Source organism: Colwellia hornerae (genome assembly GCF_007954355.1).
In the GTDB taxonomy this organism is placed as follows: Bacteria; Pseudomonadota; Gammaproteobacteria; order Enterobacterales; family Alteromonadaceae; genus Colwellia_A; species Colwellia_A hornerae.
Window position 1 is genome coordinate 99064 of sequence record NZ_VOLR01000014.1, and the last position, 20313, is coordinate 119376.

20 protein-coding genes are annotated in these 20313 nt (G+C 39.6%); 8 read left to right on the plus strand and 12 right to left on the minus strand.

The genetic code is table 11. The features are described from left to right. Positions 1-30 precede the first annotated feature (30 nt). The 7 genes from ESZ26_RS11470 to radC form a co-directional block, all read right to left on the minus strand. On the minus strand, positions 31-516 hold the full coding sequence (locus tag ESZ26_RS11470) for a hypothetical protein (RefSeq protein WP_146796635.1): 486 nt from the start codon (positions 514-516) through the stop codon (positions 31-33). A gap of 96 nt (positions 517-612) precedes the next feature. Next, complete coding sequence (gene rpmG / locus ESZ26_RS11475; RefSeq protein ID WP_070375415.1) at positions 613-768, minus strand: 50S ribosomal protein L33; 156 nt, start codon at positions 766-768, stop codon at positions 613-615. A 24-nt stretch (positions 769-792) separates the two neighbouring features. Then, positions 793-1029 carry a 50S ribosomal protein L28 gene (gene rpmB / locus ESZ26_RS11480; RefSeq protein ID WP_070375416.1) on the minus strand — a complete coding sequence of 79 codons (237 nt, stop codon included), beginning with the start codon at positions 1027-1029 and terminating at the stop codon, positions 793-795. Positions 1030-1262: 233 nt separating this feature from the next. Then, a complete protein-coding gene (locus ESZ26_RS11485) occupies positions 1263-1643 on the minus strand; it encodes a hypothetical protein (RefSeq protein ID WP_146796638.1) in 381 nt (126 codons plus the stop codon). After that, positions 1630-2298 carry an AAA family ATPase gene (locus ESZ26_RS11490; RefSeq protein ID WP_070375418.1) on the minus strand — a complete coding sequence of 223 codons (669 nt, stop codon included), beginning with the start codon at positions 2296-2298 and terminating at the stop codon, positions 1630-1632. Before ESZ26_RS11490 ends, ESZ26_RS11485 begins: the two co-directional genes overlap by 14 nt. 65 nt (positions 2299-2363) lie before the next feature. After that, positions 2364-2690, minus strand: coding sequence for a PilZ domain-containing protein (locus tag ESZ26_RS11495; protein WP_146796641.1), 327 nt, complete (start codon positions 2688-2690; stop codon positions 2364-2366). Between the two features lie 26 nt (positions 2691-2716). Continuing rightward, the gene (gene radC / locus ESZ26_RS11500; RefSeq protein ID WP_146796644.1) at positions 2717-3391 is read right to left on the minus strand and encodes a RadC family protein; all 675 of its coding nucleotides are present in this window, start codon (positions 3389-3391) and stop codon (positions 2717-2719) included. 81 nt (positions 3392-3472) lie between these two features. Here radC and coaBC point away from each other — a divergent pair, with 81 nt between their 5' ends. From coaBC to ESZ26_RS11520, 4 genes are all read left to right on the plus strand, one after another. Continuing rightward, positions 3473-4693: a bifunctional phosphopantothenoylcysteine decarboxylase/phosphopantothenate--cysteine ligase CoaBC gene (gene coaBC, locus ESZ26_RS11505; protein ID WP_146796647.1), complete on the plus strand. Its 1221-nt coding sequence runs from the start codon at positions 3473-3475 to the stop codon at positions 4691-4693. A gap of 11 nt (positions 4694-4704) precedes the next feature. After that, the gene (slmA, locus tag ESZ26_RS11510; protein WP_146796649.1) at positions 4705-5289 is read left to right on the plus strand and encodes a nucleoid occlusion factor SlmA; all 585 of its coding nucleotides are present in this window, start codon (positions 4705-4707) and stop codon (positions 5287-5289) included. 95 nt (positions 5290-5384) lie between these two features. After that, positions 5385-6857 carry an aminoacyl-histidine dipeptidase gene (locus tag ESZ26_RS11515; RefSeq protein WP_146796652.1) on the plus strand — a complete coding sequence of 491 codons (1473 nt, stop codon included), beginning with the start codon at positions 5385-5387 and terminating at the stop codon, positions 6855-6857. Between the two features lie 164 nt (positions 6858-7021). Then, positions 7022-7681, plus strand: coding sequence for a response regulator (locus ESZ26_RS11520; protein ID WP_395880463.1), 660 nt, complete (start codon positions 7022-7024; stop codon positions 7679-7681). A 132-nt stretch (positions 7682-7813) separates the two neighbouring features. Here the strand turns inward: ESZ26_RS11520 and ESZ26_RS11525 are convergent, their stop codons facing one another. Continuing rightward, the gene (locus ESZ26_RS11525; RefSeq protein ID WP_146796656.1) at positions 7814-11251 is read right to left on the minus strand and encodes a hybrid sensor histidine kinase/response regulator; all 3438 of its coding nucleotides are present in this window, start codon (positions 11249-11251) and stop codon (positions 7814-7816) included. A 184-nt stretch (positions 11252-11435) separates the two neighbouring features. On the opposite strand from ESZ26_RS11525, the gene ESZ26_RS11530 reads away from it, so the two are divergent. The 3 genes from ESZ26_RS11530 to ESZ26_RS11540 are packed head-to-tail and all read left to right on the plus strand — an operon-like array spanning position 11436 to position 16398. After that, positions 11436-12158: a TetR/AcrR family transcriptional regulator gene (locus ESZ26_RS11530; protein WP_146796659.1), complete on the plus strand. Its 723-nt coding sequence runs from the start codon at positions 11436-11438 to the stop codon at positions 12156-12158. 28 nt (positions 12159-12186) lie between these two features. Then, positions 12187-13284, plus strand: a complete 1098-nt coding sequence (locus ESZ26_RS11535) for an efflux RND transporter periplasmic adaptor subunit (protein WP_146796661.1) — start codon at positions 12187-12189, stop codon at positions 13282-13284. 9 nt (positions 13285-13293) lie between these two features. Next, positions 13294-16398 (plus strand): efflux RND transporter permease subunit, encoded by a 3105-nt coding sequence (locus ESZ26_RS11540; RefSeq protein WP_146796664.1) that lies wholly within the window; start codon positions 13294-13296, stop codon positions 16396-16398. 89 nt (positions 16399-16487) lie between these two features. Here ESZ26_RS11540 and ESZ26_RS11545 read toward each other — a convergent pair whose 3' ends face one another. Then, positions 16488-16910 carry a VOC family protein gene (locus ESZ26_RS11545; protein WP_146796667.1) on the minus strand — a complete coding sequence of 141 codons (423 nt, stop codon included), beginning with the start codon at positions 16908-16910 and terminating at the stop codon, positions 16488-16490. A 91-nt stretch (positions 16911-17001) separates the two neighbouring features. On the opposite strand from ESZ26_RS11545, the gene ESZ26_RS19235 reads away from it, so the two are divergent. After that, positions 17002-17151: a hypothetical protein gene (locus tag ESZ26_RS19235; protein WP_170246368.1), complete on the plus strand. Its 150-nt coding sequence runs from the start codon at positions 17002-17004 to the stop codon at positions 17149-17151. 152 nt (positions 17152-17303) lie between these two features. Here ESZ26_RS19235 and ESZ26_RS11550 read toward each other — a convergent pair whose 3' ends face one another. The 3 genes from ESZ26_RS11550 to ESZ26_RS11560 all read right to left on the minus strand — a co-directional run bounded on the left by ESZ26_RS11550 (position 17304) and on the right by ESZ26_RS11560 (position 20034). Then, a complete protein-coding gene (locus tag ESZ26_RS11550; RefSeq protein WP_146796670.1) occupies positions 17304-17744 on the minus strand; it encodes a hypothetical protein in 441 nt (146 codons plus the stop codon). Between the two features lie 299 nt (positions 17745-18043). Next, positions 18044-19783, minus strand: a complete 1740-nt coding sequence (locus ESZ26_RS11555) for a sodium:solute symporter family protein (protein ID WP_146796673.1) — start codon at positions 19781-19783, stop codon at positions 18044-18046. Continuing rightward, on the minus strand, positions 19783-20034 hold the full coding sequence (locus ESZ26_RS11560; protein WP_070375432.1) for a DUF4212 domain-containing protein: 252 nt from the start codon (positions 20032-20034) through the stop codon (positions 19783-19785). The genes ESZ26_RS11555 and ESZ26_RS11560 overlap by 1 nt, the downstream gene beginning before the upstream one ends. Positions 20035-20313: the final 279 nt, after the last annotated feature.

A 20313-nucleotide genomic window follows, 5' to 3' on the forward strand; every position in this document is an offset into this window, starting at 1 on the left:
CTTCTTTATAGTTTCAGTGAAAGGGGGACGTTAACTGGCTAATACTTCATTGGGAATGAGTTGTGAAAATATTACTAGAGGAAAAGTTAGCCACCTTTTTTGCTGACGATTAAAGACCAGCAATTCATTATCAGTAATAAACAAATTTAGTAATTGAACGGGTGTTTCACCGGCCAGCTCAACCGTAATAACCAACGCCATTTGGTGGTCAAGCTCGGGTGGGTCAATAACAATATTACCTGCTATCTCATGCCAGGTTAGCATCATTTGTTCTAATGCTTGTCCTGATATTTTTGCTGGCGTTGCTCGCCAAGTGCGTCCGATACGCTCTATCACCACTTGCTGGTTAACCGCTAGCGATAGAATAACAGCATGCTCGGCAAATAAAGTCTGTTGTTCATTATCTTGTTGGTCAGTTGATGAATATAATTTTTTATTGGTCACGTTAATCACCAGAATAAAAATCATCACTGAAAAAATGATAACGTTGTTCCAACCGGTACGAGAGAGCTTCATAAAAGACTCATTGTTTAATAAGATAATAGTGATGATACTAAATTTTAGGCAATAAAAAACCCAGCAATTGCCGGGTTTTTAAAAACTTGAATCAAATTACTTAATTTTAGCTTCTTTGTACATTACGTGCTGACGGATGCGTGGATCAAATTTCTTGATCTCCATCTTTTCAGGCATAGTCTTTTTATTCTTATCAGTAGTATAAAAATGACCAGTACCGGCACTAGAAACTAAACGAATTTTATCGCGCATAATAATTTCCTCTAAAAGTAGTTGTTAAACTTTTCCGCCACGGGCACGGATGTCAGTTAATACTACATCAATACCTTTCTTATCGATAATACGCATTCCTTTCGGAGTTAAACGTAATTTAACGAAACGATTTTCACTCTCCACCCAAAAACGGTGAGATTGAAGGTTTGGTAAAAAACGACGACGAGTCGCGTTTCTTGCATGTGAACGGTTGTTTCCAACCATTGGCACTTTGCCTGTTACTTGGCAAACTTTAGACATTCTGAGTACTCCAAAAATTAATTCCAGGTCGAACTATTATTCCCCAAGACCGTCGCCTCGGGATCCTGAAAAAGGTGGCATATTATAGTGAAACTGAAAAATGAAAGCCAGCTTTAATAAGAAAAAACTATGTTAACCTAACATTGCATTACTTTACAATGGTTTAGGTGCCTTTTGTGGCAGTAGAATGCAATGATTGAATAATAATTACACAGATAAATATCAAATTGTTGCTAATTTATCCCTGAGTCGAGCAATTTTTTCAATTTTTTATGCTGTTCTTCATCACAAAGTTCGTTAATTAAAATACGAATAATATGTGATTTGGCTAATTTAGTTTCTTTGGCTAGATTCTGTAATTGAATAATCGCTTGTTCACTGAGAGTGAAAGTGGCGTGACGAAAGGGTTTATTACCTTTCATTTTTTTACTTGCCAATTGCTTTTTTGCAGCAAGAATGGCTTGTTCAATAGAAACATTTTTGGTGTTGTCGCTATTAACAATTTCAGGGTGACCTAACGCGTAATTTTCTGCGTCAGCAATAAATTCGTCAACAGTAAATTCCCTTTTCTTTTTATTTCCTTGTGTGGTTTTCTTTAGGTCAGTTAAACTCATGTGAGTTGTCCGGTTTCATTGCTAATAATTCTTCAGCTATGGCAGTCATTTCTATTGCTGCTTTACCCTGAGGTTCTATTTCGAGTACTGAAGAGCCTTGTTCTTCGCTATCATCATATACATTACGGCTAAAGGTTACCGCGTTTAATACGTTAATACCATATGAGCGGCAAACATCTTTTGCTTCTAAGATTCGTTTACCTTGGTTGGGTAGTGACGGGCATTGGGTAATAACAAAAGAGGCGAGCATTTTGGGATTAACCATTTTACAGGTACTGAGCATATCTTCCATGTGAGGCACCGTTTTTAAATCTCGGCGTTTAGGGCGCAGCGGAATAATAACATGGTCGGCAACCGACATTGCAGCACGAAGCGCTAAGTTATCTTGGCCACCACAGTCAACAATCACATAATCATAATGCTGTACTAAACTGAGTAAATCGTTACGAATTTTACCATACAATTGGATACAGTTTATTGCCGGCAACGACGGATCAGAATTTCTTGCTTGTATCCAGTCAGAGGTTGTTCTTTGTGGATCACAGTCAACCATCAACACGATAGCTTTTTTATCTCGGGCAAAATAAACGGCTAAATTCTGTGCTAAACAGCTTTTACCACTACCACCTTTTTCGCCACCTACTAAAATCATCATAATATAAAATGTCCTTACCTCTTGTTGTAACATTTGCGTCGAGCATTAATTATAGTGCAACTATTTTATTTTGCTTTTTCATTTTCTAAGCGAAGTGCTAATTCAAAATAACCGTTCGATTGTTCAAGACAGCGAATTACCGTGCCATATAAATTTTGGCTATTGGGGGTGGCTACTTTAAAAACGACGGTCACTTTAGTTTGTAGTGGAATGACATGGTCACAATCGAGCTTTAGGCCGCCGCGTGAAAAGTCTAAACAAGTAATTTTTCGTTGCACAGTTTTTTGTTGGTCATTTACCCAACGTATATCAACCAACTCCTTCTCCATATCCAAACGAAAAGACCGTCGTCGTTCGTCGTCGCTACTCTGATTTAATTCAGACTCATTCATTTAACGCTCCTCTTGTTGTTTATCGTTTATAATTCACCGTGTTCAGCAAACGAGTAACACTGGTTACCGGCCACAATGATGTGATCTAGCACTCGTATATCAATTAAGCTTAGCGCTTGTTCTAATCTTTTGGTAATTTGTTTATCAGCGATGCTCGCTTCGGCAATACCCGAAGGATGATTATGCGCCAATATTACCGCGACAGCTTTTTGTTTTAAGGCTTGCTCAACCACTATTCTTGGGTAAACAGCTGCCGCATTGATGGTGCCAAAAAATAAGCGTTCAAAAGTTAATACTTGATGCTGGCTATCAAGAAACATGACCGCAAACACTTCTCTGCTTTCGCCACGTAATTCACTGATTAAATAGTCTCGTGTCGCTTGTGAAGACGTTAATGCACTACCTGTTTGTAATTGTTCACTAAGATAACGTTTTGACATCTCCAAACAAGCCTGTAACTGTACATATTTCGCCACACCTAAACCATGATGTTGGCAAAACTCTTGCTCAGTTGCGCGATAAATAGCGGCAATGCTGCCAAAACTTTTTAAAAGCTGTTGAGCTAGCTTAACAACATGGCATCCCTTTACACCCGTGCGTAAAAATATGGCCAATAATTCCGCGTCACTTAAACTACTAGGCCCTTTGTGGAGTAACTTTTCCCTAGGTTTTTCATTTTCTAACCAATCTTTTAACATCACAGCATCCTTGCAAAGCAAATTTGTAAATAGACCAATTAATGGTATCTTATCGCCACTTACCGTTATTAAGACTAGCAGTTTATGCAAATTTTACAGGGGAAAAAAATAGTTCTGGGTATTACTGGCGGTATTGCTGCCTATAAAACCCCAGAATTAGTGCGTCGTTTAAAAGATAATGGCGCAGATGTTCGTGTGGTGATGACAACAGCAGCGAAAGCTTTTATCACCCCATTAACATTACAGGCCGTTTCTGCCAATGCGGTTTCAGACAGTTTGCTTGATAGCCAAGCAGAATTAGCGATGGGGCATATTGAACTAGCAAAATGGGCAGATTTTATCCTAATTGCACCAGCGACTGCCGACGCCATTGCCCGTATTACCTGCGGTATGGCGAATGATTTATTGACGACATTATGTTTGGCAACAAGTGCGCCAATTGCTATTGCGCCGGCGATGAATCAACAAATGTGGCATGCTGAAATCACTCAAGAAAATATTGCTAAACTTATTTTACGAAAAATTGCCGTATTTGGTCCCGGCTCTGGAGCACAAGCTTGTGGTGATGTTGGTTTAGGGCGAATGTTAGATGTTGACCCTTTAGTTAGCCATGTCTGTCAATTTTTCCAGCCAGCGTCGAAGACTGCTCAATTAGATTTGTCGGGTCAACGTTGGGTGATCACAGCAGGACCAACGCGTGAAGCGATTGATCCGGTGCGTTATATTTCAAATCACAGCTCAGGAAAAATGGGCTATGCCATAGCACAAGCCGCACAATTGGCGGGCGCAGAAGTACAAATAATATCAGGACCGGTCAGTATTGGCGTCCCCGATGGTTGTAAAAAAATAGCGGTGGAAAGTGCATTGCAAATGCACCAGCAAGCGCTTGAACTCGCCAATAAAGCTGATGTTTTTGTTGCTTGTGCTGCAGTTGCTGATTATCGAGTCAGTGATGTAGCAACGCAAAAAATTAAAAAATCAGCCGATGAAATGCAACTTAATTTAGTGAAAAATCCGGATATTGTTGCCGATGTTGCGGCTTTACCAGCAAAACCTTTTACCGTCGGTTTTGCTGCTGAAACACAAGATGTAGCGCATTATGCGCTTGATAAATTAAAAAGAAAAAATCTTGATATGATTGCCGCCAACAATGTTGCGCTGTTAGGGCAAGGCTTTAATAGTGATGATAATGCTTTAACGGTTTTTTCTAGTAAAAATAAAACTGAGCTACCGTTAGCATCAAAAAAAATACTTGCCGAGCAATTAGTGCAACTAATTTCGCAACATTATATTGAAAAAAAATAAGAGAACGATTTATGACCGCAGCGCAAAAACCTAATCGCAAACAACAAATTTTAGAGTGTTTGGCAAAAATGCTAGAAACTTGTCCTGGCCAGAGAATAACGACCGCCAAACTTGCCGCAGAAGTCGGCGTATCGGAAGCTGCGCTTTATCGCCATTTCCCTTCAAAAGCGCGTATGTTTGAAGGTTTAATTGATTTTATTGAAGAATCAACGTTTTCACGGGTGAATTTAATTCTTAGTGATCACAAAGAAGCCTTGGTGCGTTGTCATCATATTTTGCATGTTTTGTTGGTTTTTTCAGAGCGTAATCCTGGGATGTGCCGCATCTTGGCTGGCGATGCGTTAATGGGCGAAAACGAAAGATTACGGACGCGTGTTAATCAGTATTTTGAAAAATTAGAAACGCAATTTAAACAAGTTTTACGTGAACGAAAATTACGTGAAGGTAAAGGCTTTAGTATTTCAGAGCAAGCATTAGCCAATATTTTAGGCGCCTATGTTGAAGGAAAAATTAGTCAGTATGTGCGTTCAGGTTTTACCAAAAAACCCAGTGAAGACTTCAATGACCAATGGCAATTTTTAATGGCGGGTAAATAAATTTCGCGCAAAAATGCTATAAGGCAACCCTGAGCAATGCAGATTTCAGTAAGTCGATAAACTAATAAGTCTTACAATAAAATTAAGGAAACAATGTGAGTAATTTATCACAGCTTCAACCGACACATTTATGGCAGTTATTTGAAAAAATATGCAGTATTCCACACCCTTCAAAGCATGAGCAAAAAATATCGGCTTGGATCCAAACTTGGGCAAAAGAGCAAGGTTTAGCGGTAAAAGAAGACGCCGTTGGTAACATCTTTATTAAGAAACCAGCCACAGCCGGTATGGAAAATTGCCAAGGGGTCATTCTTCAAGCACATATGGATATGGTGCCACAAAAAAACGCGGATACCGTTCATGATTTTTTAACCGATGCTATTAAACCTTATACGGTTGAAGAAGCTGATGGGCAATGGGTTACAGCCGAGGGCACGACATTAGGCGCTGATAATGGTATTGGCTTATGTTCAGCGTTAGCGGTTTTAGCAAGCGATGACATCGCTCATGGCCCTTTAGAAGTTTTAGTGACCATAGATGAAGAAGCCGGCATGACCGGGGCTTTTGGCTTGGAGGCGGGCTGGTTAGAGGGTGATATTTTAATTAATACCGATTCTGAACAAGAAGGCGAAATCTATATGGGTTGCGCCGGTGGTATTGACGCTGAAGCGACCTTTAAACTGATTTTTGAAGATGTTGCCCAAGACTTTACTTCATTTACCTTGTCTCTTTCGGGTTTAAAAGGTGGGCATTCTGGGGTAGATATAGATACGGGTCGTGCTAATGCAAATAAACTTTTAGTACGATTTTTGCTCGATGCGAGCCAGCAGTTTGATTTGCGCTTAGTCGATTTAAATGGCGGGAGCCTGCGTAACGCTATTCCTCGTGAAGCTGATGCCAGTTTCGTTATTGCAGCAAAAGATGTCAGCGCCTTTAAACTTAGCCTAGCCGATTATTTAGCAACGCTGCGCGCGACATTGGGCAGTATTGAAAGCAATATGGATATGTTACTTATTTCACCCGAGGTTTTCGACCAGTGTTGGAGTATTAAAACACAATCATCAATTTTAAATGCCCTTAACGCTTGCCCCAATGGTGTTATTCGCATGAGTGACGATATCGAAGGTATTGTCGAAACATCGCTTAATTTAGGTGTTGTTCGCTGTAAAGGACGTAAGTTTGTGGCGATGTCTCTTATTCGTAGTTTACATGACGATGGCCGTTTAATGGCCGAATCTATGGTGCAATCAGTCTTTACATTGGCAGGAGCCAAGGTTGCATTTTCTGGTGCTTATCCAGGCTGGAAGCCTGATACCAGTTCAAATATTATGAAAACTGTCCGTGATACTTACCAGTCACTTTTCAATAAAGTGCCTGAGATTATGGTTATCCATGCCGGTTTAGAGTGTGGTTTATTTAAAACCGCTTACCCAAACTGGGACATGGTATCGTTTGGACCGACTATTAAATTTCCTCATTCGCCTGATGAAAAAGTTAATGTCGAAGCGGTTGGGCTTTATTGGCAGTTATTGGTTGAAGTCTTGAAGAATATTCCAGAAAAAGCTTAATTTCTCCGTTGTTATCTTGCATGTGCTAGCTTACTATTTAGCCAAGTAGAGCAGATAATTTCAACATAACACGGTTTAAATCAAAACAAGGTTTGTTAGGCTAAGGTCTAATAAACTTTTTCTGGTAACACCGTATACTCGAAGAAGGAAGTTTTAAGGATTACATTATGTTCCAGCCAGAAAAAATAATAGTTGCTGACGATCACCCTTTATTTAGACAAGCGTTATTGGCCGCGCTCGACGTTAAGTTTAATAAAACCCAGTGGTTAGAAGCACAGACAATCGAGCAACTTGAACAACAACTCTCTAATAATACGGACAGTGATTTAGTCTTGTTAGATTTAAATATTCCTGGCGCTCATGGTTTTAATACCTTAATTCATGTGCGTAATCATTTCCCGCAAATACCGGTAGTGATGATCTCAGCTCATGAAGATAACGATACCATTCGTAAAGCGATGGAATATGGCGCAGCTGGTTTTGTACCTAAATCGACCCCAGTTGACACTATTATTTACGCGATTCAACAAATCTTAGCGGGAGAAGTATGGGTACCCGAAAGTTTTTCCCAGGCGAGCAAAGGTGATGGTGAAAGTAACATTGCTGAGCGTGTGGCGAGTTTAACTCAGCAACAATATCGAATTTTAATGATGTTTGCCCAAGGCTTATTAAACAAACAAATTGCTTACGATCTTAATGTTTCAGAAGCGACCATTAAAGCGCATGCTACCGCTATTTTTCGTAAGCTCAATGTCCGTAATAGAACGCAAGCCGTTATTGCTATTGCGCCATTGAATGTTGCTGAGCCAAATATTAACCACTAACCGAAATTATTAACAATAATGAGTAATAGCAACGGTTTATTGCTCACCAAAGGCTTGTTAGTGCCCCACCCACTAATTAATCACTCATAACGGCTTGTAAAAGCAATCATCAACAATCGTTGGTGATAACGATTACTCAGAATAATTATCTTGTAACTTCTTCGCTAGCAGTGCACTCATCATTGCGCGCAGCGCTGCTGGTTTAACCAGCTTTCTCATAAAACCAACATCGGCTTGCTGGGTTTTTTCTTCAATGTCACTATCGGTAGTCGCAGTAATTAATATTGCTGGAATATAATGACTACTGCTTGCACGTAACGCTTTAATAAGGGTTAAGCCATCTTGATTGTTATTGAGTTGGTAGTCGACTAATAAAATTTCAACTTCATTTTGGTGCTGTGCAAATATCGCGATTGCCTGCTCAAAAGACTCAGCCGATAGCACATTACACTGCCAAGCACTGAGCAGTTCGGTCATGCCATTAAGTACATCAGGGTCGTTATCAATGCACATTACTGTCACGTCTTTTAGGCCTATTTTAGCAACTGGCTGCTCAATTTTAATATTAAATTGTCGATGTGCTTTGGTAATGGCGAGTGAAAATTTACAACCTTGCTGTTCTTTTGATGTTAACGACAGTGGGTGTCCTAATAAGTGTGCAAAACTTTGGGTAATATTAAGACCCAGTCCCAAACCTCTACTGGCATGACTTGGGTTGTTTTCTAATTGAGTAAATTGCTCGAAAACAAGTTCTTGTTTTTCAAGTGGAATACCGGGACCATTATCTAATACTTGTAGAATAACTTGCTGACCGACAGTGCGCGCTCCTAATAAAATTTTACCAGGACTGGCGTAGCGAAAAGCATTGCCAATTAAGTTCTGTAAAATACGGCGCAATAAATTACGGTCAGAAGTGATCCAGGCTTTACAACGAGCAACTCTAAATTCAACTTGATACTCTGCAGCAGAAGCTGAGAATTCTTGTGCTAAATCCTTAAATAAATCATTAACAGCAAAGGTAGTATAATGAGCAGTAATATTGCCACTTTCGATGCGGGCTATTTCACCTAAATCAGCCAGTAAATCGTTAGCAACTTTTAAAGAATGATCAATGTTTTTCACTTGCCTGAGCTGACTTTCGCTTAAACTTCCTTGGCTACTTAACGCCGAAGTAAACAACCTTGCGGCCTCCAACGGCTGCATTAAATCATGGCTACAGGCTTTCAAATAGAGACTTTTCTTAACATGTGCCTGCTCAGCTTTCTTTCGAGCCGCATCTAAATCCTCATTGGTTTTTGCCAATTTTTTAGTGCGCTCGCTAATAATGGCTTCTAAATCAACATTGGTATCTTTTAATACTCTTTCTGCATCTTTATAGGCGGTAACGTCAGAAAATAACATTACAAAGCCCCCGCCAGGTAAAGGGTTCCCTTGAATTCTGATCACTTGGCCGTCAGGGTGTTCACGTTCAGAGCTATGAGGACTGCCATTTCGTAAATACTCTAAACGCTTTTCAACTTGTCGGCTAATTTCACCTTCGCCACACAAGCCTCTTGAGGCGTTGTAACGAATAAGGTGTTTTATCGGACAACCTTTGTAAATTAGCTCTTTAGGGTAAGAAAACAAGTCAATATATTTATTGTTCCAAGCGACGAGTTTCAGTTCATTATCGACAATTGAAATACCGTCACTGGCATTTTCTATGGCACTTTGTAGTAAATTTTGGCTGAATTTACGCTGCTGGCTTGAAGCATCTTCAACTAACACCGCAATTTCGTCGAGGGCAATATCGCGTCCATCTAAAGCTGAAGATAAGACTAAACGTGCTGAAGAGGCGCCCATAACACTTGCCAGTGTATTTTCAGTATGCAGTAATAGCTGTTGATTATAATCGTGATGAGTGACCTCTTTTTTAACGATACTCTGCTTAAAGTGCTTAAAACTAATTTTTGCTTTTCCTTCGCCAACAAAGCGTGAGACGAGTACTTCTAAATCACGTTCATCGATATGACGCTTTTTCTGTGAATTGAGTAATTTAGGTGCTTGCCACTCTAAAAATAACGATGCCTGTACCCGCTCTTGTACACTCTGGCGACTAACTTGTGATAATGCCCACATGACAAAAATATTAACTGTTAAACTCAGTAGGCTAACGGTGGTATTAGCCGATAATAAGCCGCCAGTAAAAGGCTGCTCGTACAAGCCAAATTGTGGAATAAAATTAAGTAATAACCACAATGAAAAACCAATTAAAATACCAGCATATACCCCCGTTAAGCTTGCTCTTCGCCAGTAAAATGCAGCGACAAGTGCTGGCGTTAATTGTGCAAAAGCTCCAAAAGCAATTTCACCTAACGAGCTTAGGGTATCGGGAGAGGTCATTAAAAACACCCCGTAACCCAGTAAAATAACAAGAAAAACGAGTGCTTTACGAATATTGAGTAAACGAATTCTAAACTCATCGAAATCGGTGTTTTTAGTTTTGCTAGCACGAAAAATATAAGGGAAAACTATTTCATTACTTAGCATAGTGCTCAGCGCAATCGAAGAAATAATTACCATAGAGCTGGCGGCAGAAATTGCACCCAGAAAAGCAAACAGCGTTAACCAAGTTTGTTGTTGATGCCAAGGTAAAAATAAAACATAGGCATCTGAGGGTACACTATCACCCAACAGCATTTGACCGGCAATGCCCAGCGGAGCAGCAAAAACCGCAAAAACTAATAAATAAAGCGGAAATATTTTTCGACTCAGTTTAGTATCTTTAGGATTTTTAAGTTCAACGACCATAACTTGGAATTGTCGTGGTAACGATAAAAATGCCGCCATGACAATAACTAACATCGCTAACATCGACATCATATTGGGGAAGTTAAGTTGTTGCTCTAATTGTAAACTTGCTCCTGACTTGTGCCAAATGTCCATAGGTGAGTCGAAGACAAAAAAAGTCACGAAAATACCGACTGCAAGAAAGGCAAAAAGTTTGACTAAAGATTCAAAAGCAATGGCGAGCATAACACCGGGGTGGCGCTCGGTAACATCGATGTGACGAATACCAAAGATCACCGTGAAGCCAGCAAGTACTATGCTTGAAATCAGTCCAAAGCGCCAAGTCACTAATGTTTGTTCAGCTTGAAGTTGTTGAAAAGAATAGACAATCGCTTTTAATTGCAGGGCGATATAGGGCATGGTGCCGATTAAGGCGACGATGGTCACCATAATTGCTAGCTTATGTGACTTGCCATAACGTGAGGCAAGTAAGTCGGCAAGTGAAGTTAAGTTTAACTTTAAGCTAACACGTACAATACGTTGGATAAAAGGCCAAGCAAAAACGAATAATAAAATTGGCCCTAGATAAATAGGAATATGAGAAAGAAAATTGGTTGAGGCCTGGCCGGTAGTGCCTAAAAAGCTCCAGGACGTACAATAGACCCCCAACGTTAGCGCATAAATAATGCCCTGACTTTTACGGACAATTTTATGGCGGTATTTATTTCCTAAATAGGCAATGAGAAAAAGCAGGCCAATATAACCGATACTCAATACAGATAATTGCCAGTTAGGAAACATAATAAATCTCAATTTTTATTTTTATACTTCTACAATACCAAGCCTGTAAGCTAATTTATACAAAACTTAACGGGTAATTAAACGAAGTTTTTTTGGCAATTAACTTTCGGACATTGCAGTTCAGTAATATTACTATACAATCGCATTCGAATATCATTCGAATTTATAAATCAAAGAGATTTTTATGGCACCAGCGCCAAAGTTTAGCCTTGAAGAACAAGAGAAGTTAATTCTGTTTGCTGCGGTTGCCGCAATAGAAAAAAGTAACTTATTAGATTTTTCTATGTCATCAATTGCCAAGTCTGCTGGCTTATCTATGGGGTCGGTCTATAAATTTGTGCAATGTAAAGAAGACTTACTTATTGTCTTAGCAACAAAAATGTATCAAGAAAAACATCGGGTTTTTAGTCAAGTGCTAGCGTTGCCGCTAACCACACCCGAACGAATTATCGCTTTGAGCTTACTCGATTTTTCTAAAGTACAAATGTTTAGTTTTGATGACCAACTAGAAAGTATCGTTAATACGCGTTCTATTATCAAGCGATGTTCACAACGTTGGCTTGATTATATGATTAACTGTAGTCGCGTCTGTGAGGATTCTTTTAAAGTATTGTTGCAAACGGCGGTAGATACTAACGAACTACAGTCGGACGTTAATGACATGGAACAAATAAACATCGGCGCATGGTCTTTAACGGTTGGTTATTTTCAAACGGTAAGACTACATCACGATAGAAACAGCAAACAAGATAATGAGTCTCAAGCGTGTATCGCCTCTTTATCAACAGACAATGTGCACATTCTTAATTTACAACGCTTTATCAACACCTTTAATTGGCGACAAAAAGTCAGTAAAGAAGATCTTGAAAAAATAGTTCAACAGCTCACTACATCAGAGCTTAGATAACAATATGAGAAATAATAAAGGAAGTACTATGAAAACCCGTCAATGGATCCTGATCATTATAATTTTAGCTGTCGTGGTCACTAGCTTGTATTTTTATAAGTCATCATTACAAGCCGAAGCATCGCAGAGCGCCAATATGCCTGAACCTTCAGCAACGGTCAATGCGACTGAAGCGGTTCGTGTCGATTATCAAAAGATGCTTAAAGTCAGTGGTGAAGTACAAGCCTTTAAATCATTATCATTAAATAATGAATTTGCTGGGCAAATTACCCTGTTAAACGCACAGTCAGGGCGCTTGGTAAAAAAAGGTCAGGTGCTTATTGAAATTGACCACCGTGATGAAGACTCGAAGTTGGTTGCTGCACAAGCACAGCTAACCCTAACGAAAAAGACCTATAGCCGCTATCTTGTACTAAAGAAAAATAATGAAATTAGCGCCGAACTTGTCGACCAAGCTGAAGCTGAAGTTGCATTGGCTAAGTCTAATGTAGCTTTATTAGAAACCATGATTGCCAAGAAAAAACTGAGCGCGCCTTTTGATGCAAAAGTGGCTATTCATAATCTTGAAATAGGACAATATTTAGATAAAAACAGTCAAGTATTGACCTTGATTGGCGTCAATGAATTTACTTGGGTTGATTTTTACTTACCACAAGTTTATCAAGAACTCGTGGTGGGCTCTGCAGTTAACGTGCAACCGATGAATCAGCTTAAGTCATATGAAGCGACGATCATTGCCATCGACCCGCAATTAAAACGGGCTTCACGTAGCTTAAAATACCGCGCACAAATAAAATCTTCACTATTAGCATTGAAGCCTAATACCTTAGTCAGTGTTTACTCACCGATTGCCGCCAATACTTCGCTAATATCAGTACCTGATCTCGCCATAACGCGAGACCCACTAGGCAGTTATGTCTTTATACTTGACGCTGAAGCGGATGGTGCTTATCGGGCTAAAAAAGTTAAAGTGATTTTGGGTGACCGTAATGATGACCGGGTGTTGGTGTTGTCAGGCCTTAATGAAGGGCAATTAATTGCTACAAAAGGCGCATTTAAATTGTTCCCACAAATGAAAGTTTACCTCGCTGAGTCTTTGTCAGCGAGCACTGCTGATAAGAAATAGCGAGTTATGATGAAAAAAACTTCAAATCCAATTTCACACAGCAAAGCATCGGTAATGGATATTTTTGTTCGCCGTCCCGTGGTCGCGTTAGTTTTGTCTATTATTATTTGTTTAGCGGGACTCTGGTCAATCAGTAAGATCCCGGTCTTGCAGTTTCCAAAAATAGAGAGTGCTTCGTTAGTTATTGACACCTATTACATTGGCGCTTCAGCTGAAGTGGTGCAAGGTTTTGTTACTGAACCGATAGAACGAGCCGCGGCAACGGTGCCTGGTGTTGAGTATGTCGAGTCTAAAACGACTTCAGGCAGTAGTAAAGTTACCGCGTGGCTCAACTTAAATGAAAATAGTACGTTAGCATTAGCTGAATTAACCGCACGTTTAAGCCAAATTCGCTATGAATTACCCACCGGGGCGCAAGATCCGATAGTCTCAGTAAGTCGAGCAGATCGACCTTTTGCGGTGTTCTATTTGAACGTTAATGCCAATGGTAATGATTTATCAAAAGTCACTGATTATTTAACTCGACAAGTTAATCCCGTTTTAAATGCCATAGAAGGTGTACAGCGTGTTGGTATTGAAGGTGCAAGAACACCAGCAATGCGTATCTGGTTGGATACCCAAGCACTGGCAGTTTTTAACTTAAGTTCGACAGAGGTTTACCAAGCATTAGCAACCAATAACAGTATTGCCACTATGGGTTATGCTGAAAATAGCCGACAGCGCATTGATATTGTTGCTAACAGTCAATTAACCTCAGTGACTGAGTTTGAACAATTAGTGGTGGCAAATATCGACGGAGCTACCATTCATTTAATTGATATTGCTCGTGTTGAAATAGCTGCAGAAGATGCCAGTGTTACGGCAAGGTTAAATGATAGTGACACTGTTTATATTTCTATTTGGCCCTTACCTGGTGCCAATGAAATTGATATTGGCGATAGTCTTTATAGTAAGATTGCCGAATTAAATAAAACATTACCCTTAGGCATGACGATGGATTTTGCCTTCGACGGTACACTTTATATGCGTGATGCGTTAAGTGAAATTTTTATTACTTTAATGGAAACTGTTATTTTAGTGGGCTTGGTAGTTGTTTTATTAATGGGTTCCTTTAGAAGTGCCATGGTACCACTTATTACCATACCTATTTCTATACTTGGCGCGGTCGCAGCGATGTCATTTATGGGTTTTTCACTTAACTTATTAACCGTGTTAGCGATTGTATTATCGGTAGGTTTAGTGGTTGATGATGCGATTGTGGTGGTGGAAAACGTTGCCCGTTTAATGCGTAAAGGTTATTCAAAATTTGACGCGGCTTTAGAAAGTTCACGTCAGCTACTCGTTCCCATTATTTCGATGACCTTAACTTTAGCCGCAGTTTATGCCCCGATTGGATTTTTATCTGGGTTAACTGGGGTTTTATTTAAAGAATTTGCTTTTACCTTGGCTATTGCGGTCATTATTTCAGGGATTGTCGCGATTACCTTATCATCGGTGATGAGCGCACATATCTTGCCTAAAGGAGGAGAAGAAGGGTGGTTAACACGAAAAGTAAACCAACTTTTTGATAATATTCAACAGGCCTATGGAAAACTACTGCAACGTATCTTTAAATGGCAAGGGCAGGTTTTCTTAATTGCGGCGGTGGTTTCTTTGCTTTCAGTACCTTTTTACCTGCAATCAAAGAAAGAGTTAGCGCCTGTTGAAGATCAAGCGAGCGTTATGTTTGTTGTTATGTCACCACCAGACTCTTCATTAGCGTATAACGTTGCTCAAATGGGGCCTGTGGTGAAGACCTTACAAGAAATTGAAGGTGGCTTGAAAGTTTGGCAATTACTGTTTACTTCTGGTGGCTTTGGTGGCTTAGAGTTAGTTGGTGCTGACGACCGTGATTATTCTACACAAGAACTTATTCCACAAATGTATGGTAAGTTGGCGCAAATTCCGGGGTTAAATATGTTACCTATATTGCCGGGTTCATTGCCAACCGCCGGACAATTTGAAATTGAAATGGTGGTTAAATCTTCGGCATCTTACGCTGAAATGAAAAACTATGCTGATCAGTTGGTGGGAGCAGCGTTTGCCAGCGGCGATTTTCTTTTTGCAGACAGCGATTTAAAAATAGATTTACCTCAAGTTGAGTTACAACTAAATCGCGAAAAAATTGCTGATTTGGGACTTAATGTGGCTGATATTAGTCAACAAATGGGCATTCTACTGTCGAGTAACTTTGTTAACCGTTTCGACGCTAACGGTAAGGCATATCGTGTTATTCCAATGGTTGATAATAATATTCGGGGTAAAACTGAAGAAATTTTAGCGTTAAACATTAAGATACCTTCAGGCGAATTAATACCGGTTTCGGCTGTTGCTGATTTAACATGGAAAACCGTACCGCGTGAATTATCAACTTTTGCTCAGCAGGCTTCATTTAAAGTTTATGGCGGCGTTGCACCAGGCGTTAATAAAGAACAAGCGCTGTCAACACTAGAAAATGCCGCGAGAAATATGTTGCCTACGGGTTACAGTATTGACTATGCCGGAGAATCACGTCAGCTTCGCAAAGAAGGTAGTACGTTAATTATGGTCCTAGGCGTGTCATTATTGATCGTGTTTTTGGTCTTAGCGGTACAATTTAACAGCTTTAGAGACCCGCTTGTAGTGCTTTTAGGCTGTGTACCCTTAGCGTTGTCGGGAGCATTACTGTTACCTTATATTGAGTTAACCACCATTAATATTTATTCACAAATTGGTTTAATCACCTTAATTGGTTTAATAGCTAAAAATGGTATTCTTATTGTCGAATTTGCTAATCATGCGCAAATAGCTGGCGCTGATAAATTGGCGGCGGTTACAGAGGCGGCAACGACACGTTTACGGCCGATATTAATGACGACTGCGGCAACTATTTTAGGACATTTTCCTTTAGTCTTAGTAACGGGAGCTGGAGCAGAAGCGCGAAACAGTATAGGTATTATTTTAGTGGCGGGTATGTTTATTGGCACACTATTCACGTTGTTTGTTTTACCGAGTTTCTATTTGTTATTTGCCGAGCGCCGGCAAGTTTTAGTCGAAAATGGCCCTGATATGGCTACAGCTAACAGCGAGCCCTAGTCGTGCGTGTTGTTAGGTAAAAAAGGGCGTTACTTAATAAAGTAACGCCCTTTTTTTAAAGTTATAAACTAGATAACATTTTAAGGATATTACTCGTCGCCACTATTACGTTGTTGAGGAATATCACTAAAATACTGGACAAACTCTACTTCAAAACCATTGGGGTCAAGAAAGTATAAGTTAGCCCGGTGTGGATGCTCAACGCCCTCTTTATGCACGTCAAAGCCAGCTTTTGCTAATCTGTTTTTTATCGCCATTAAATTATCAGTCACAAAAGCAAAATGCGCTAATCCTACTTGATGACCCGATAAATCTCGATTTTCTTCAATGCCGTTATCATTAAAAGTAAGATATTGGTAGTCGTCACCAAAGTGTAACCAATTACGGTCTACGCCAGACCATTGTGAAACGCCCTCAGCTCTTACTTTCCAATGAGGAAACGCTGCTTGGTAAAATGTCAGTGTTTGCGGGATGTCGTTAACGACTAAATTTAAGTGTTCAATGTGCAGCATAAGTATCCTTGTTTATTGACAGTAAAGAGACGATGAAAGCTCAGCTTAAGCTGAGGTAACAGATTATTTATAATAAACTTGAAATGATACTATGCCAATTAAGTCATCATGGACAGAATACTTGGCTAAAGAAGTGCATTTAACCTTAGGTAAAGTTGCTAAGCGATACGGTGTAAAAGTATCGACCTTACCCTTTACCAAGAAAAATAATGGCTTGCTAGCTGGTGGATTTTTAACCTAGTGCTGTATGAGTTATCAAGACGAATTAATGAGCAGATGATTAGTGTGCTTTGGATTAGCCGTTTGATTGTAGCTTGTATCTATGAAACGTTGCCATAGATACCACGGCAACGATAAATCAACCATATATCCCTTGTCGGCTGACCGGTAAATTTAGTTAAGTGTTTGCGTATAAAACTCAGAAAAATATTTACCCCCTTTAATTTCAAGGATCAAACGTAATTTGTAGCTTTGGCCTTTATCCGCAACCAAACGACCAAGTGGTGTTTCACGCTTCCAGTAATAAGGTGAGTCTTTCATGCCGAGTTGAAAAGGTGTTGCTTGGTTTTCTTTATCGACAAGAAATAAAGTTGCCGTATCGATAGGAAAAGTAGAATTAACGGTTGTTATACCTTTCTCATCCATAACGTTTATTTCAAACTCTCCCGACTTTAAAATACATTTTTGCTCACTAACGTCACAATGTCCAAAGGGAACTAATTCAAAAGCGCGCGCTTGACTAGCACTATTTTCTTCCCATAAATCAGCTAAGGCAAAACCTAAAATGGTCAGAATAGGGGCAACGATAATAGCTGTTTTAGTGTGTTTGTTCATAAAGCTTCCTATGAGTATATGTTACTTCGTCATGCTGAATTTATTTCAGTCGTTTAACTTAAAATCTTGAAATAAATTTAGCATAACGCCGACTTAGCTAGTGAAATTTTAGTTCTGCAACCCACTGAGTCAGTTTAGTTTTAATCATAACGGCCATTTAGCCCGTTCGGTGTTAAGTGTTATATCTTCTTTAGCAGAAGAATTTACTTATTATATCGTAATAATTAAATATAAAGCCCTATTTATACCAGTTAAATAGGGCTTTAATTTTCTTAATCAAAAAGTTGTCGTAAGACTAATTAGTGATCATGTGCTGCTGAAACACCACCGTGTGGTGTACGGAAGTTTTCAACCATCTGTTGGATATGAGCTGGCGCTGGACCTGTTACTTTCAACATAGCGAAAGCTACAGCGAAGTTAACAACTGCGCCAACTGCACCAAAGGCATTAGGAGAAATTCCAAAGAACCAGTTAGGACCCATGTCACCTAGGAAAGAAGTGCCTGGGATAAACATAAAACCTTTGTGTTGGAATACGTATAACATAGTTACACCTATACCTGAACACATGCCCCAGACGGCTGCTGTACCACTCATCTTCTTAGCAAATATACCCATCATTAGTGCAGGGAATATTGACGATGCGGCTAAACCAAAGGCTAGCGCCACCGTTCCTGCGGCAAAGCCAGGCGGATTTAAACCAAGCCAACCAGCAACCATCACTGATATTGTCATAACAACACGACCTGCAAGTAACTCATCTTTCTCTGACATGTCAGGTGTTAAAATACCTTTCATTAAATCGTGGGAGATAGAGGAGGATATCGCTAATAACAAACCAGCGGCTGTAGATAACGCAGCAGCTAAACCACCAGCGGCAACTAAAGCAATAACCCAGTTTGGTAAGTTTGCGATTGCTGGGTTAGCAAGTACCATAATGTCACGGTCAACTTTAACCATTTCATTAGTCGCTTTATCAGCAGTGTACTGTATTTTACCATCGCCGTTCTTGTCTTCGTATTGTAAAAGACCTGTTTTTTCCCAATCTTTAAACCATTGTGGACGTTCAGCATACTCAAGGTTTTGACCCGCTACTGGTTCAATAGTGTTCATTAAGTTTAAACGAGCCATTGCGCCAACTGCCGGAGCAACTGTGTATAACAAAGCGATAAAGACTAATGCATAACCTGCAGATTGACGTGCTGCTTTAACTGAAGGTACCGTAAAGAAGCGCATAATAACGTGAGGTAAACCAGCAGTACCTATCATTAGAGATAGCGTATATGCGAACATATTTACTGAGCCGCCCATGTTGTCAGTGGTGTACTCTTTAAAGCCTAACTCAGTAACAACTAAGTCTAATTTATCAAGTAAATAAACACCGCTACCGTCAGCTAAAGTAGAACCTAAGCCTAACTGCGGAATAGGGTTACCCGTTAACTGTAGTGAAATAAAGACTGCAGGGATAGTGTAAGCAAAAATCAATACTACGTACTGAGCAATTTGCGTGTAAGTAATACCTTTCATACCACCTAATACGGCATAAACCCAAACAACGAACATACCGATGTAAAGGCCTAAATCGTAATCAACTTCTAGGAAGCGAGAGAAAGCAACACCCACACCTTTCATTTGACCAATGATGTAAGTTAATGACGCGATGATTAAACAAACAACCGCAACGACACGTGCTGTTTTTGAGTAATAACGGTCAAAAATAAATTCAGGTACAGTGAATTTACCGTGCTTACGTAAGTAAGGCGCAAGTAGCATGGCCAGTAATACATAACCACCTGTCCAACCCATTAAGAAAACTGAGCCACCATAACCTAAGAAAGAAATCATCCCTGCCATTGAAATGAATGACGCAGCACTCATCCAATCGGCACCAATTGCCATACCATTTTGTAATGGCGTAACACCACCGCCAGCGACGTAAAAGTCACTAGTTGAACCGGCACGAGCCCACCAGGCAATACCAAAATAAACGGCGAAAGAACCGAATACAGCAATATATGTATAGAGCTTTAACTCATCCATTATGATTCCTCGACGTTATATTTTTTATCAAGATCGTTCATTTTTTTGGTATACCAAAAAACTAAACCGACAAAAGTGTAAATTGAACCTTGCTGTGCAAACCAGAAACCTAGTTTGTAGCCACCGATACGAATTTCATTTAAAGGTTCAACTAATAGCAAACCGAACCCAAATGAAACGACGAACCAGATAACAAGACTTATAAATATTAGGCGTAGATTTTCTGACCAATATGTCTGTTTCTCTTCCATTATCCTCTCCTAGCAACTTAACTTATCTGGGTTTTAGCCCAGTTATTATGTGAAGCGTTTATTATTTTTTTACGCTTGATTTATCACCTGTTTTACCAATTAAGGCAGTAGTTACGTTTACTATTAATTCGGATCGCGATAAAAGCAAAATCAAAATTCATAGTGAAATTTAACTATTGTTGACACTAACAAGGTTTTTTGAATTGAGGTATTACACTTTAGTCTAGATTTTATACTTTAGGGTTGACGTAAGAGGGCTAAATACACTAAAAATAGCTA

Bases quoted from the DNA above. Each gene is read 5' to 3' on its own strand.
- ESZ26_RS11470 (WP_146796635.1), bottom strand. From the start codon at position 516: ATGAAGCTCTCTCGTACCGGTTGGAACAACGTTATCATTTTTTCAGTG.
- rpmG (WP_070375415.1), bottom strand. From the start codon at position 768: ATGCGCGATAAAATTCGTTTAGTTTCTAGTGCCGGTACTGGTCATTTT.
- rpmB (WP_070375416.1), bottom strand. From the start codon at position 1,029: ATGTCTAAAGTTTGCCAAGTAACAGGCAAAGTGCCAATGGTTGGAAAC.
- ESZ26_RS11485 (WP_146796638.1), bottom strand. From the start codon at position 1,643: ATGAGTTTAACTGACCTAAAGAAAACCACACAAGGAAATAAAAAGAAA.
- ESZ26_RS11490 (WP_070375418.1), bottom strand. From the start codon at position 2,298: ATGATGATTTTAGTAGGTGGCGAAAAAGGTGGTAGTGGTAAAAGCTGT.
- ESZ26_RS11495 (WP_146796641.1), bottom strand. From the start codon at position 2,690: ATGAATGAGTCTGAATTAAATCAGAGTAGCGACGACGAACGACGACGG.
- coaBC (WP_146796647.1), top strand. From the start codon at position 3,473: ATGCAAATTTTACAGGGGAAAAAAATAGTTCTGGGTATTACTGGCGGT.
- slmA (WP_146796649.1), top strand. From the start codon at position 4,705: ATGACCGCAGCGCAAAAACCTAATCGCAAACAACAAATTTTAGAGTGT.
- ESZ26_RS11525 (WP_146796656.1), bottom strand. From the start codon at position 11,251: ATGTTTCCTAACTGGCAATTATCTGTATTGAGTATCGGTTATATTGGC.
- ESZ26_RS11530 (WP_146796659.1), top strand. From the start codon at position 11,436: ATGGCACCAGCGCCAAAGTTTAGCCTTGAAGAACAAGAGAAGTTAATT.
- ESZ26_RS11535 (WP_146796661.1), top strand. From the start codon at position 12,187: ATGAAAACCCGTCAATGGATCCTGATCATTATAATTTTAGCTGTCGTG.
- ESZ26_RS11540 (WP_146796664.1), top strand. From the start codon at position 13,294: ATGAAAAAAACTTCAAATCCAATTTCACACAGCAAAGCATCGGTAATG.
- ESZ26_RS11545 (WP_146796667.1), bottom strand. From the start codon at position 16,910: ATGCTGCACATTGAACACTTAAATTTAGTCGTTAACGACATCCCGCAA.
- ESZ26_RS19235 (WP_170246368.1), top strand. From the start codon at position 17,002: ATGCCAATTAAGTCATCATGGACAGAATACTTGGCTAAAGAAGTGCAT.
- ESZ26_RS11550 (WP_146796670.1), bottom strand. From the start codon at position 17,744: ATGAACAAACACACTAAAACAGCTATTATCGTTGCCCCTATTCTGACC.
- ESZ26_RS11555 (WP_146796673.1), bottom strand. From the start codon at position 19,783: ATGGATGAGTTAAAGCTCTATACATATATTGCTGTATTCGGTTCTTTC.
- ESZ26_RS11560 (WP_070375432.1), bottom strand. From the start codon at position 20,034: ATGGAAGAGAAACAGACATATTGGTCAGAAAATCTACGCCTAATATTT.